This is a genomic window from Streptosporangium sp. NPDC049046, assembly GCF_040649155.1.
In the GTDB taxonomy this organism is placed as follows: domain Bacteria; phylum Actinomycetota; class Actinomycetes; order Streptosporangiales; family Streptosporangiaceae; genus Streptosporangium.
Genome location: NZ_JBEZEZ010000068.1, coordinates 1 through 12,438, shown reverse-complemented (window position 1 = coordinate 12,438; position 12,438 = coordinate 1). Strand labels below are relative to the sequence as shown.

Below are 12,438 nucleotides of genomic sequence, written 5' to 3'. Positions count from 1 at the left end.
TCTGGTGGTAGGGAGTTCAATGGTGGGCCATACTTCTGTGGGGTGGCCGGGGGGGCGGCCCCCGCGGTGGGGATGCCGGTCCGCGTCGCGGACCGGCATCCTCACCGGCTCATCCTTCGGCCAGTTCCACGAGATTGGTGACGGTTCTCCAGTTGCGCATGGTGGCCGGGGTCTTCAGACGTCGTTCGAGCGCGACCGGGAGCTTCGCGCGGCCGGTACCGTTCGGCAGGCTCAGGTAGATCTCACGGCTCGCCGTCCACATCTCCTCGGGCGCGAACCTCCCGGCGTCGAAACCGTCGAGCCAGTCCGCCACCAGAGGGTCGAGCAGGAACCACACCGAGTATCTGGTCGGATCGTCGGCCTTCGCCGGGCTCGCCTCGACGACCGCCCTCAGCTCGTCGGCGGTCCGCAGGATGATTTTCGTGGTCAGCCCGAGCCCGTCGGCGAGCCGCTCCTCAAGCCGCGCCGCGACCTTTCCCGCCTCCGGCTCGGCGGCGGTGAAGACGACGTTGCCGCTCTGCAGATAGGTCTGGATGTCGGTGTGCCCCAGCTCCGCGCACACCGCGCGCAGGTCGGGCATGGAGATCTTCTTGTGGCTGCCGAGGTTCACCGCGCGCAGCAGCGCCACGTATCGCGTCATGCCCTATTTTCTCCCTTCCGCTCTCGGAACGGCACGAGACCTGATCAGCGACCTTGACTCTGACGGTGGCACTCTCAGCGGTCCGGCGGAATGCGGTAGACGGACACGTGAGAACGCGACTCGGCGGTGAATTCGGCTCCGGCCCAGTCGGCGTGCCTGCTCTCCAGTGCGAACCCGGCCAGCTGGGCCATGAGGTCGAGCTCGGCCGGCCAGATATAGCGGTGCGGGCTGCGATACAGCTGGGCCTGCCTGCTCTCGTCGAACCTGAAATGGTGTGACACGACGTGCTGGCGCAGGGTGTCGTAGGTGTCCAGACCGATGTAGCCGGTATCGCTGTGCCAGACCATGGCCTGCTGACCCGGTGGGAGCTTGCGCAGCTCAGGCACCCACAGCTCGATCACGAACCGGCCGCCGGAGTTGAGGTGACGGGCGGCGTTGCGAAAGCACGCGACCTGATCGGCCTGGGTGAGCAGGTTGGAGATCGTGTTGAAGACGAGGTAGACCAGCGTGTACTCGCCCGGGGCGGTGGTGGTCGCCATGTCGCCGACGACCACCGGAATCGTCGCCTCGTCGACCTTGGTCCGCAGTTGGTCGATCATCGGAGGTGACAGCTCGATACCGGTGACGGGCACCCCTCGCTCGGCGAGCGGCACGGCCACGCGACCGGTCCCGATGGCGAACTCAAGCGCCCGCCCGTCCCCCGCGAGCTCGGCGAGGCGGTCCACGGTCGGCCCCAGGATCTCGGGCGCGAACATGCCGCTACCCGGCGTGTCGTAGCGCTGGGCGGCGTCGACGTCCCAGATCTCCTCCTGTCGCATGCCGCCAACGATCACCGTTGCGCTAGGCGTTGTCCAACGATTTTGTGCCCCTGTGAACGCGTTCGTTCGAAGCCTCGCGAAACGGTGAACACTCGAGTACTACCCTGCGTTCCCTGAAACTTTCGGGGCCGTCGGCTCTACCCGCCGCCCACCCGGGTTGGATCAACAGACCGTGCGCGCCTCTCCGGATCGAGACCTCGGCACACGCCACAACGAACCGCGTACCGTCCGTTGACGGGGTCCCTTCGCCGGGCTAAGAATGCGCCAACGCTCGAATCACCGTCTCCGTACGCTCGCCGTGAAATGTTATCGCTAACATCATGGAGGTACCGGAATGCGTAGGTATCACAGAGTTTTGGCCGCGTTGTTCACCGTCGTCATGGCCGTTGTCCTGACACCGGTGGCGGCCCACGCCGCAGGTCCGGTCCCCCACTACCTGATGACGGCCTTCACCAACAGCAGTGAATCGAACATGTACGTCTACGACTCCCCCAACGCCTCCACCTTCTCCCTCGTGCGGGCCAACGCCTACACGCCACCGTCGGGGCTGATCAGGGATCCCAGCGTGTTGCGGCACACCGACGGCTACTATTACCTCGTCTACACGACGAACTGGACCGGTGACACCATCGGCTTCGCTCGCAGCGCCGACTCCGTGAGCTGGACGTTCCTTCGCAACGTGACCGTCGGGCTGAACGGCGCCACCGGCAGCACCTGGGCTCCGGAGTGGTTCAAGGACTCCGACGGCAGCGTTCACGTGATCTTCTCGGCCTCGACGACCGGCACGGCGGGACAGTTCAGGCCGTATCGGATCACCGCCACCAACGCCGACCTGTCGTCCTGGAGCGCCCCGGCGGCGTTGGGCATCCCGGCGAACTACATCGACAGCTTCGTGGTCAAGGTCGGCTCCACGTACCACAACTTCCTCAAGAACGAGACGACGAAGTACATCGAGCACGCCACCGCCACCTCGCTCACCGGCCCCTGGCAGTTCACCGGCGTCGGGAACTGGGCGGGCTGGGGTTCGGGGCTGGAAGGGCCCGCGTTGACCCGACTGCCCGACGGCAGGTGGCGGATCTATTTCGACAACTACACGGGCGGCCGCTACTACTACGCCGACAGCTCCGACCTGTCCGCCTTCTCCGCCAAGGTCGAACTGTCCGGCCTGTCCGGCGTCGCCAGGCACTTCACCGTGCTGCGCGAGGACGCCGGCGACACGACGGCGGTGCCGACGGGTAACCGCTCGCTGCGCTCGGCCAACTTCCCCGACCGCTATCTGCGCCACCGCGACAATCTTGCCCGTATCGATCCGCTGAGCGCCTCCAGCGCGCTCGCCGACCGCCGGGACGCCACGTTCACCGTGACCGCCGGGCTGGCCAACAACGGCTGCTACTCCTTCCAGGCGGTGAATCTGCCGGGCTACTACCTGCGGCACTACAACATGCGGCTCACCCTGCAGCGTGACGACGGCACGGCGATCTTCAAGGGTGACGCCACGTTCTGCGGCAGGGCGGGGCTGGCCGGCGGCGGTACGACCTCGTTCGAGTCGTACAACCTGCCGGGCCGCTATCTGCGCCACTACAACTACGAGATGCGGCTGGACCTGAAAGCGTCCACCTCGGTCTTCGCCTCCGACGCCTCCTTCACGGTGACCTCCCCCTTGGCCTGACAAATGCCCCCTCGCCCAGGCGCCGCTCGCCGGCGCCTGGGCGGTCGACGTAGCCGGGCCGTGCCGGTCACAGCCGGTCACAGCCGGTCACAGGGCCGAGGTGGGATCGTACGTGGCTCGTTCGTGACGAACTACGATTGGCGCCGAACGCGCCTCACCTGCCGCATATCACCGCTTGTTCGGCGGCGGCGACCGTCGGCAAGACCGTGACACGACCATGACATGGCGAAGACGAGGCGGAGACACGGCCGGCCGACACTGGACGTGGTCGACCGGCGGACGAGTTACGGGGGCGTGCGGTGAGACTCGGCGGCGTGTCGCGAGTGCTGTTGATCGAGGACGACCCGGCCGTACGGGAGGGTCTTGAGCTGGCCCTGACCCGGCACGGATACCGGGTGCGCGCGGCGGAGTCCGGCGAGCAGGGGCTGGAGCGGCTGCGCACGGATCTTCCCGATGTCGTCGTGCTCGATCTGATGTTGCCCGGCATGGACGGGTTCGAGGTCTGCCGCCGTATCCGGGCCGCCGGTCAGACACCGATCATCATGCTGACCGCGCGCGGCGACGACATGGACGTGGTGGCCGGGCTGGAGGCGGGCGCCGACGACTACGTGGTCAAGCCGGTGCAGCCCAGGGTGCTTGAGGCACGCATCGGCGCCGTGCTGCGGCGGGTCGGCCGGGACCAGGCGGAGCTGGAGCGGCACGGGGAGCTGACCATCGATCGGGCCGGGATCGTGGTCGCCAAACGCGGCGTGCCGGTGGACCTCGCCCCGACCGAACTGCGCCTGCTGCTCGAACTCTCCGGCACTCCCGGCCGGGTGCACAGCCGCCAGCAACTGCTGGAGTCGGTGTGGGAGCACGGGTATTTCGGCGACTCGCGCCTGGTGGACGCGTGCGTGCAGCGGTTGCGCGCGAAGATCGAGGACGACTCGGCGACCCCCGTCTACGTGCAGACGGTGCGTGGGTTCGGGTACCGGTTCGGGCCGGTGTGAGCCGCCGGTGACACCTCGGCCGAGCCTGGGGCTGCGTGCCCGGCTGTTGTTCGCCTTCGCGCTGCTGTGTGTGGTCACCGCGTCGGCGGTGGCCGGTGGGATCTACGTCCAGGCACGCAACTCCATCCTGAAGAGGACCCAGGATGCCGCGGTAAAGGCGATGACCGGCCGCCTGCAGGCGCTCTACCCGTTGCGGAGCGCGACGCCCGGCCCGGACGAGCTCGGCGAGATCGCCGAGGCCGCGACCGACGGCGACGGCTTCGCGGTCGCGGTCTACCGCGAGGCGCACTCACCGCTCCCTCCGTCCTCGCCGCCGCTGGGAGGCGACAGGCCGGGCGAGGAGTCCCCGGCCCTGGATTTCGGGATGGCCTCACCGGAACTGCGACGGGTGGTGGCCGGTGGCCGCACCGCGTGGCAGAGGGTGGTGCGGCAGGGCGAGCCCACTCTCATCATCGGCATGCCGTTGCTGATCATCGAGGAGGACCGGACGACGCGGGTGTCCGGTATCGAGGTCTACATCGCGCGCAGCCTGCTTCCCGAGCAGCGCAGCATCGACGAGCTCGCCGCCATCGCCTGGCTGATCGGCGGGGCGGCCCTCGCGTTCGCGGTCGTCCTGGCGTTGCTCGCCGCCCGTGGCGTGCTGGGCCCGGTGCGCGAGCTCGGCCGGGCGGCGCGCCTGCTGGGCGAAGGCGAGATGCGGACCAGGATCGCGGTGCGCGGCTCCGACGAGCTGGCCGACGTGGCGCGCACGTTCAACAACACCGCCGCGGAGCTGGAACGGCTCGTCGGGCAGCTGCGCGAGATGGAGGCCGACGCCCGCAGGTTCGTGGCCGACGTGTCCCACGAGCTGCGCACCCCGCTCGCCGCGCTCACCGCGGTCGCCGACGTCCTGGAGGAGGAGGCGGACCGGCTGCCCGAACCCGCCGACAGGGCCGCCAGGCTGGTCGGCCAGGAGACGCTCAACCTCGCCGCCCTGGTGAACGACCTCATCGAGATCAGCAGGTTCGACTCCGGCGTCGCGGCCCTCGCGCCGAACGACGTCGACGTGGCCGAACTGGTGGACGCGACCTTGCGCGTTCGGGGCTGGTCGGAGCGGGTGCGCACCGAGGTTCCCCCCGGGGTGACGGCGCGGCTGGACCCACGCCGGGTGGACGTCATCCTGGCGAACCTGGTCGGCAACGCCCTGCGGCACGGCGAGCCACCGGTGTCGGTACGGCTTCGCGCAGACCCGCACCGGATCGTTCTTGAGGTCCGCGACCACGGGCCGGGGGTGGACGAGGCGGTGCTGCCGCACGTGTTCGACCGGTTCTACAAGGCCAGCGCGGCCAGAGCCAGGTCCGAGGGCAGCGGCCTGGGCCTGGCCATCGCCCGGGAGAACGCCCGCCTGCACCGAGGTGACCTCACCGTCACCAACGCCCCGGACGGAGGTGCCGTGTTCACGCTGCGCCTGCCGCGCCGGGCAGCCGATCCGGACGGAGGCCCCGAATGAGGACAGGATTCGCCCGCCGCGTGCTCGCTGTGGGCCTCGTATCGCTCGTCGCCGTGGCCGGCTGCGGCGTGCGCCCCAGCGACGTCATTCCGGCCGGCGACCCGCCGAGCGGACGTGTCGCACCGACCACGACGATCACCTTCGCTCCCCGGAACCCTCCTGGGTGACGGTGGGGACCCGTCCTCGGCGTCGAACGTGTCCGCGCCGAACTGCGGCACCGGCGGTCGTACGGCGTCAACGCGCTGTGCGGGGACGCGACCGAGGGTGCGTCACTCGGCGAGCGCGAAGCCGGCCGCCGCCTCCGCGTGCAGCCGGGCGCTCGGCAGCAGCGGGACGGCGGTGTCCTTCTCGGTGATCAGCAGCTCGATCTCCGTGCAGCCGAGGACGACGCCTTCGGCTCCTTCGGCCGCCAGATCGGCGATGATCTGGGCGTACGCGTCCCTGGAGGATTCCCTGAGCACCCCGCGCACCAGCTCGTCGAAGATCACGCGGTGGACCGTTTCCCGCTGCTCGCGTCGCGGGACGACCACGTCGAGGCCGTGGACGGCCAGCCGCTCCCGGTAGAAGGGCTGCTCCGTGGTGAAGCGAGTGCCCAGCAGCCCGACCTTGCGCATCCCCCTCGCCCGGATCTCCGCGCCCACGGCGTCGGCGATGTGCAGCACGGGCACGCTCGCGGCCCGCGCCACGTCGTCGCTCACCCGGCTGAAGGTGTTGCTGCAGACGAGCAGGACCTCGGCGCCGAGATCCTCCAGCTTCCCGCCGGCCTCGGCGAGCAGCGCGCTCACCTCGTCCCAGCGGTCGGCGAAGACGAGGTCCTCGACGGTCGTGTAGTCGACCGACCAGATGAGGCTGTTGGCCGAATGGCTGCCGCCGAGCCGCTCGCGGACCCGCTGGTTGATGATCTGGTAGTAGATCACCGTCGATTCCCAGCTCAACCCGCCGATGAGACCGATCGTACGCATGGAACTCCGTTTCGATGACTGGTGCCGCGACCGGCCAGGCGGTGCGTCGGCGTGGACTTGATCCGCTCGTCTCCTCGGCGACGCGCCGGCGGTCAGGCTCCGGCCAGTGCACGGGCGCAGGCACCGAGCCCGATCTCGCTGGAGGCCTTGACGAACACCACGTCTCCCGGTTCGAGAAGCGCGGTGGCCAGTCCGAGTGCCTCGGTCACGTCCTGGGCGGTGTGGACGGCCACGCCCTGTTTCGAGGACTCCGCCGCCTCCGCGATCGCGAGCGGATCCCCCGGTCCGACCGCGATCAGCACGTCGAAGCGGAGGTCGGCGACGAGTCGGCCGATCTCCGCGTGCCGGGTACGGGAGGCGCCGGCCTGCTGTCCCATCGCGCCGAGCACGGCGACGGTACGGCGGGTGCCGGCCAGGGCCTTCACCGCCCGCAGCCCGGCCCGCATGGATTCGGGGCTGGCGTTGTAGGCGTCGTCGACGACGGTGACGCCGTCAGGTCGTTCGACGATCTCCAACCGGCCCGCGGAGCGCCGCCGTGCGGCGTTCAGCCCGTCGGCGATCTCGGCGACGCCCAGGCCGAGTACGGTGGCGACGGCGGCGGCCGCCAGGGCGTTGCCCACCTGGTGCTCACCGATGAGGCCGAGCTCGACCGGGGCGCGTCCTGAGGGCGTGACCAGCTCGAACGCGGTTCGCGCACGGTCTGCCATCCGCACGTTCTCGGCTCGCACCCGCGCCTGTGCCGACCCGCCGTACAGCAGGACCTGGGCCCTGGTACGGCCGGCCATGCCCATGACGTACGGGTCGTCGGCGTTGAGCAGGGCGGACCCGTCCGCCGGGAGTGCCTCGACCAGTTCGCCCTTGGCCTCGGCCACGTCGGCCGGCCCGGCTCCCATGCGCTCCACATGCGCGCTGCCGACATTGAGCACCAGCCCGACGCGGGGCGGTGCGATCCCGGTGAGATACCTCAGGTCGCCCTTGCGGCCCGCCCCCATCTCCAGCACCAGGTATCGGGTGGTGGCATCGGCACGCAGCACGGTGAGCGGCAGCCCGAGCTCGTTGTTGAACGACCTGTCGGTGGCGACCGTCGCGGCGTGCCGTTCGAGCACCTGGGCCAGCAGGTCCTTGGTCGTGGTCTTGCCCACGGAGCCGGTGATACCGATCACGGTCGGGCTGATGCGTTCGAGCAGGTGCCTGGCCAGCAGGCCGATCGCGAGCTGGACGTCCTCGACCACGAGGGCGGGCACGCCGACGGGTCTTGAGGCCAGCACGGCGACGGCGCCGCCCGCGACGGCGGCGGCCGCGTGGTCGTGACCGTCGACGCGGGCGCCTGCCGTCGCGACGAACAGGCCGCCGGGCACCACCTCGCGGGAGTCGACCGCGGAGGGCGCCGTCACCGGTGCCTGCGGGTCGCGCACGTCGTGCAGGCTCGCGCCGACGACCCGCGCGATTTCGTGCAGCGTGATAGGGATCATGAGCCGCTCCTCGCGAACGCGAGGTCGATGAGGCGGCGCAGCAGATCCGGGTACGGGACACCGCTCGCGGCCCACGCCCTGGAGTAGACGGAACGTGACGTGAAGCCGGGCATGGTGTTGATCTCCAGTACGTACAGGCGTCCCGTGTCCTCCTCGTAGAGGAAGTCGACACGGGACAGGCCGTAGCCGCCGATCGCCCGGAAGGCGCGCAGGGCCAGTTCCCGCACGTCACCGACCACCCGGTCCGGCAGCACCGCGGGGATGGTGACGATCTCGGCCTGGCTGAGGTATTTGGCCTCGTAGTCGAGCCAGTCGCCGGGCACGATGAGCTCGCCGGGCACCGAGGCGTCCGGAGTGTCATGGCCACCGAGCACGCCGCAGACGACCTCGCGCGCGTTCACGCCCTGCTCGACGACGACCACCCGACCGTAGGCGAGCGCCAGATCCACGCCCGCGCGCAACTCCTCCATGGAGGTGACACGTGAGATGCCGATGGAGGAGCCCATGCCGGCCGGTTTGACGTACATCGGCCAGTCGAGCGACTTCACCAGCTCCCAGTGGTCGGTGGCGGTGACCCATTCGTGCTCGGTGAACCACACATGCGGCGTGACCGGAATGTCCTCTGCCAGGAACGCGCGCCGCATCGCGACCTTGTTCATGGCCACGGCGGAGGCCATGACACCGCAGCCCACGTACGGGATGCCCAACGTCTCCAGGTGACCCTGCACGACGCCGTCCTCGCCGAACGGCCCGTGCAGCGCGGGGAAGACCACGTCCACCAGACCGCGTCGCAACTCCACCGGCCACCTGCCCCTCCGGTCGATGATGACCGCGACGGGCTCGTACAGATCCCTCGGCAGAGCGTTGAGCACGGCCTGCGCCGACTGCAGCGACACCTCGTGCTCGGCGGACGGCCCACCGGCCAGCACGGCCACGCGTACGCGTTCGGTCACGATCGATCAGCCTTCCTCGACGGCACGGAGAGAGCCGGCTCCCCCCTGGAGAGCGGGCCCCATCCACTGTCGGGCGACCGTGTCCCCGCCTCGTCAGCGCCATGTCATGGTCGTGTCACGGCCGGCGGCCTTGGGTCCCGATGCGGGACGAGCCGGCCGTCCCCCGCTGACCATCGGGGTCCGTGCCCGCCGGACCGACCGGTTCGACTTCCCCGAATCGCCCTCCATGCGCTGACCAGGACCGGACTACAGCCGGTCCGTGCGCTCGCCGGCGTACCCCACGCCGGGGTGGGGCAGTCGCCGTGGCGGCCTGCCACCGCTGTCCGGGCGGTACTCGAAGTGCCACCACTCGTTGTCGTAAATTCGGTACAGGTCGTAGCGGGCGCCGTGTTCCTCCAGCCAGCGCGCGCCCTCGTGGGGGCGCACGTCCAACGCGACGCCCCTGACGTGGCCGGACTCCGCAGGTGGCAGCACGAGCATGCGCGCCAGCGCCGGGGAGCCCGCGCGGCGCACCTCCTCGTCGAACATCCGTTGCTGCACACGGGGATCGCGGTATCCCGAGGTGAGGCCGATGAGCCGGCCGTGACGCCAGAGCGCCCGGGTGCGTGCCGCGGTGAACGCCGCCAGGGCACCCTCGGTGAGCCCGGTGAGGTCCTCGGCGGGGAATCGCATCCGCAACGCCCAGCGGCAGGCCAGTTCACGGGCGCGGCCGGGGCCGCGGACGAACGCCGCGGGCAGCAGGAGCACGGCGAGCACCAGCGTGACCACGGCGTACAGCCGGTCACGGGGCCGAGTCGGGATCATGCGTGGCTCGTTCATGACGCACCACGATCGGCGCCGAATGTGCCCGCGTTGCCCGCCGCACGTCACCGTTCGTCGACGACGGCGACCGTCGGCGCGACCGTCTGCATGGCCGTGACACGACCATGACGCGGCGAGGACGAGGCGGGCACACGGCCGGTCGACAGTGGACGCGACGTTCCGTCCGCCGATCGGAACGTCGCGTCGAAGGTGACCAAGAAAAGGAGAAGGTTGTGGCTGACAACGGAGCATGGGACCGGCGTTCGCTGTCGCGGGGCGCCGCCGTGGTGGCCGGTGCCGTCGCGACCGCGCCACTGCTGGGCTCGGCGGCCACGGCACACGCCGGCGGCGGTGACGGGTATCGGCCTGCCGCTGCTCTCCGAGAACGGCCGCCGCCTGCTCCTGGCTCACCGGCTCTCGCGCGGCCACTGCCCTGTTCGAGCGGAGACGCGCCGTTCGGCGTCCCACACCGATCAGCGTGATCCTTTCAGGCTGTAAGGCCATCCACGGATTGCCTCACTCCTCCAGGGAGAGTGCCTGGCCAGGGCACAGGTGCACCGCTTCGCGGGCCTTCTGGACCAGCTCGCCCTCCGGTGTCTCGTTCAGCACGATGACTGTGGCGTCGTCCTCGCTCTGGTCGAACAGCGCGGGCTCAGTGAGCACGCACTGTCCGGCACCGACGCACCTGTCGGTGTCCGCGATGATTTTCATGGCCCTCTCCTCCTGAGACGGGGATGGCGGTTCGTCCGCTACCAGGTCACCGGGAGCTGGTACAGGCCATAGATGTTCGCGTCGTCCTTGAACGGCAGCTCGTCGACATCCATCGCCGGCTCCAGCGTGGGCACGCGACGGAACAGCGTGTCGAACACGATCTGCAGCTCCATCCGAGCCAGGTTCTGGCCCAGACACTGGTGCGGCCCGAACCCGAACGCAACGTGATGGCGCGCGCCGCGCTCGATGTCGAGCTTGTCCGGGTTCTCGAACGCCCGCGGGTCCCGGTTGGCCGAATACCCGAGCGCCAGCACTCCTTCGCCGGCGCGGATCAGCTGCCCGCCGACCTCGACGTCCTCGACGCACAGCCGGGCCGTCGCCACGTCGATGATCGTGAAGTAGCGCAGCATCTCCTCGACCGCGTTGAGCGTTCTGCCCGGGTCAGCCTTGATCATCGCGAGCTGCTCCGGGTTGCGCAGGAACGCCACGGTCGACAGCGAGATCATGTTCGCCGTCGTCTCGTGGCCGGCCACGAGCAGCAGCAAGCCCATGCGGGCCAGTGCCGTCCGCCGGTAGGTGCCGTCCGCGCGCAGCTTGACGATCTGCCGCCCGAGCAGGTCGTCCGGCGGGTTCTCCTCCTTCTGCGCGATGAGGTCGGTCATGTAGCCCTGGATGGCCATCATGGCCGCCCCCCGCTCCTCGGGCGGCGTCGACTGCTTGATCACCTTCACCGTGTGCTCCTGGAAGAACTCATGGTCGGCGTAGGGCACGCCCAGCATCTCGCAGATCACCAGTGACGGGACCGGCAGCGACAGCGATTCCACCAGGTCACCGGGCCGCGGCCCGGCCAGCAGCGCGTCGATCTGCCCGTCGACGATCTCCTGGATCCGCGGCCGCAGCGCCTCCAACCGGCGCACCGTGAACTCGCCGAGTACGGCCTTGCGCGCCGGCCCGTGCTCGGGCGCGTCCATCGAGATCAGGAAGCGCTCCTCGTCCGGCCGCCGGAACGCCGCCTCGCCCTTGACCAGTGACGGGAAGTCCGGATGTTCCCGGTCGGCGCTGAACCGCCGGTCGTTCAACACGGTTCGCACGTCCTCGTGGCGGCTGACCACCCAGGCCCACCCGCCGTCGGGCAGACGAACCCGCGAGACCGGCTCTCCTTCGCGGATCTCCTCGTACGCCGGCGGCGGCGCGAACGGGCACGTACGGGCCATGGGGAACTCGTGCTTCTCTGCGGTGGTCATGACTTTCCTTCCACGACGTCACGGACGGGCGATAGAGGCTGGACAACGAAAAGCCGCATGTGAACGGCGGTTGGTCGACCGGTGCAACCGGGTTCGGCCCTGGGATGCGACGGACCAAGGAGCCGCAATGGACCACCGGGACCGACAGATATCGGTGGATTCAGACTCGTCCCGCCCCCTCGCGGGCGAAGTGTGGTTCCGCCGCTTCCAGTCGCGGTACCGAGATGCCCAACCGTCGTGCTTCGGCCAGGGTGTCCCGGCAGACCTCACGCGGCTCCTCGGCGTCGGGATCGGAGTGCGCCGTGAAACTCACGCGCGCGAGCGCGACATGAGCGGTCAGCCAGGCGAGCACGGGGGCCGTCAGCCAGGTGGGCACACGGAACAGCAGCACACCGCCCCGGTGACGTCGCAGGTCGACACCGCGCGCCTGCAGGAGCGGCAGAAGCTCCCGGCCGGCCAGCAGCCCTTCGCGCAGGTCGCCCCTTGTCCCGGCCAGCTTGGACAGGGAACCCAGCCGCAGGCCCTGTGAGAGCAGGCCGGCACCCGACGCGAAATGGACCCACAGCCAGCCGCGGAAGTCGGGCCGCTCCTTGAGCCGGAGTCCGGCCTCGCGAAACGCCTGGCGTACGGCCCGCTCCCGGTCGGTCGGGGGCGGGCCGAGGGTGCCGAAGACGACCGACGGCAGCAACG

At 69.9% G+C, this 12,438-nt stretch carries 11 protein-coding genes and 1 pseudogene; 3 read left to right on the top strand and 9 right to left on the bottom strand.

The annotated features are described in order from the left end of the window. Nucleotides 1-109 precede the first annotated feature (109 nt). Together AB0B96_RS40525 and AB0B96_RS40520 are read right to left on the bottom strand one after the other, a co-directional pair. Nucleotides 110-640, bottom strand: a complete 531-nt coding sequence (locus AB0B96_RS40525; RefSeq protein ID WP_362907601.1) for a DUF1697 domain-containing protein — start codon at nt 638-640, stop codon at nt 110-112. 74 nt (nt 641-714) lie between these two features. After that, the gene (locus AB0B96_RS40520) at nt 715-1,458 is read right to left on the bottom strand and encodes a class I SAM-dependent methyltransferase (RefSeq protein WP_362907599.1); all 744 of its coding nucleotides are present in this window, start codon (nt 1,456-1,458) and stop codon (nt 715-717) included. A 334-nt stretch (nt 1,459-1,792) separates the two neighbouring features. Between AB0B96_RS40520 and AB0B96_RS40515 the strand changes: the two genes are divergently transcribed. The 3 genes from AB0B96_RS40515 to AB0B96_RS40505 all read left to right on the top strand — a co-directional run bounded on the left by AB0B96_RS40515 (nt 1,793) and on the right by AB0B96_RS40505 (nt 5,605). Next, complete coding sequence (locus tag AB0B96_RS40515; protein WP_362907597.1) at nt 1,793-3,127, top strand: glycoside hydrolase family 43 protein; 1,335 nt, start codon at nt 1,793-1,795, stop codon at nt 3,125-3,127. Nucleotides 3,128-3,441: 314 nt separating this feature from the next. Further along, nucleotides 3,442-4,116 (top strand): response regulator transcription factor, encoded by a 675-nt coding sequence (locus AB0B96_RS40510; protein ID WP_350949441.1) that lies wholly within the window; start codon nt 3,442-3,444, stop codon nt 4,114-4,116. A 7-nt stretch (nt 4,117-4,123) separates the two neighbouring features. After that, nucleotides 4,124-5,605 (top strand): HAMP domain-containing sensor histidine kinase, encoded by a 1,482-nt coding sequence (locus AB0B96_RS40505; RefSeq protein ID WP_362907594.1) that lies wholly within the window; start codon nt 4,124-4,126, stop codon nt 5,603-5,605. Between the two features lie 269 nt (nt 5,606-5,874). On the opposite strand, the gene AB0B96_RS40500 is transcribed toward AB0B96_RS40505, so the two are convergent. The 7 genes and pseudogenes from AB0B96_RS40500 to AB0B96_RS40470 all read right to left on the bottom strand — a co-directional run. Next, nucleotides 5,875-6,567, bottom strand: a complete 693-nt coding sequence (locus AB0B96_RS40500) for an aspartate/glutamate racemase family protein (RefSeq protein ID WP_362907592.1) — start codon at nt 6,565-6,567, stop codon at nt 5,875-5,877. 92 nt (nt 6,568-6,659) lie between these two features. Then, nucleotides 6,660-8,039 (bottom strand): UDP-N-acetylmuramoyl-tripeptide--D-alanyl-D-alanine ligase, encoded by a 1,380-nt coding sequence (murF, locus tag AB0B96_RS40495; protein ID WP_362907590.1) that lies wholly within the window; start codon nt 8,037-8,039, stop codon nt 6,660-6,662. After that, the gene (locus tag AB0B96_RS40490; RefSeq protein ID WP_362907588.1) at nt 8,036-8,992 is read right to left on the bottom strand and encodes a D-alanine--D-alanine ligase family protein; all 957 of its coding nucleotides are present in this window, start codon (nt 8,990-8,992) and stop codon (nt 8,036-8,038) included. Before AB0B96_RS40490 ends, murF begins: the two co-directional genes overlap by 4 nt. 246 nt (nt 8,993-9,238) lie before the next feature. Then, on the bottom strand, nt 9,239-9,811 hold the full coding sequence (vanY-N, locus tag AB0B96_RS40485; protein WP_362907586.1) for a D,D-peptidase/D,D-carboxypeptidase VanY-N: 573 nt from the start codon (nt 9,809-9,811) through the stop codon (nt 9,239-9,241). 498 nt (nt 9,812-10,309) lie between these two features. Further along, nucleotides 10,310-10,504, bottom strand: coding sequence for a ferredoxin (locus AB0B96_RS40480; protein WP_362907584.1), 195 nt, complete (start codon nt 10,502-10,504; stop codon nt 10,310-10,312). Between the two features lie 38 nt (nt 10,505-10,542). Continuing rightward, the gene (locus tag AB0B96_RS40475) at nt 10,543-11,748 is read right to left on the bottom strand and encodes a cytochrome P450 (RefSeq protein ID WP_362907582.1); all 1,206 of its coding nucleotides are present in this window, start codon (nt 11,746-11,748) and stop codon (nt 10,543-10,545) included. A 160-nt stretch (nt 11,749-11,908) separates the two neighbouring features. After that, a pseudogene (locus tag AB0B96_RS40470) lies at nt 11,909-12,438 on the bottom strand (ketopantoate reductase); the annotation flags it as partial.

Bases quoted from the DNA above. Each gene is read 5' to 3' on its own strand.
- AB0B96_RS40525 (WP_362907601.1), bottom strand. From the start codon at position 640: ATGACGCGATACGTGGCGCTGCTGCGCGCGGTGAACCTCGGCAGCCAC.
- murF (WP_362907590.1), bottom strand. From the start codon at position 8,039: ATGATCCCTATCACGCTGCACGAAATCGCGCGGGTCGTCGGCGCGAGC.
- AB0B96_RS40520 (WP_362907599.1), bottom strand. From the start codon at position 1,458: ATGCGACAGGAGGAGATCTGGGACGTCGACGCCGCCCAGCGCTACGAC.
- AB0B96_RS40500 (WP_362907592.1), bottom strand. From the start codon at position 6,567: ATGCGTACGATCGGTCTCATCGGCGGGTTGAGCTGGGAATCGACGGTG.
- AB0B96_RS40475 (WP_362907582.1), bottom strand. From the start codon at position 11,748: ATGACCACCGCAGAGAAGCACGAGTTCCCCATGGCCCGTACGTGCCCG.
- AB0B96_RS40480 (WP_362907584.1), bottom strand. From the start codon at position 10,504: ATGAAAATCATCGCGGACACCGACAGGTGCGTCGGTGCCGGACAGTGC.
- AB0B96_RS40515 (WP_362907597.1), top strand. From the start codon at position 1,793: ATGCGTAGGTATCACAGAGTTTTGGCCGCGTTGTTCACCGTCGTCATG.
- vanY-N (WP_362907586.1), bottom strand. From the start codon at position 9,811: ATGAACGAGCCACGCATGATCCCGACTCGGCCCCGTGACCGGCTGTAC.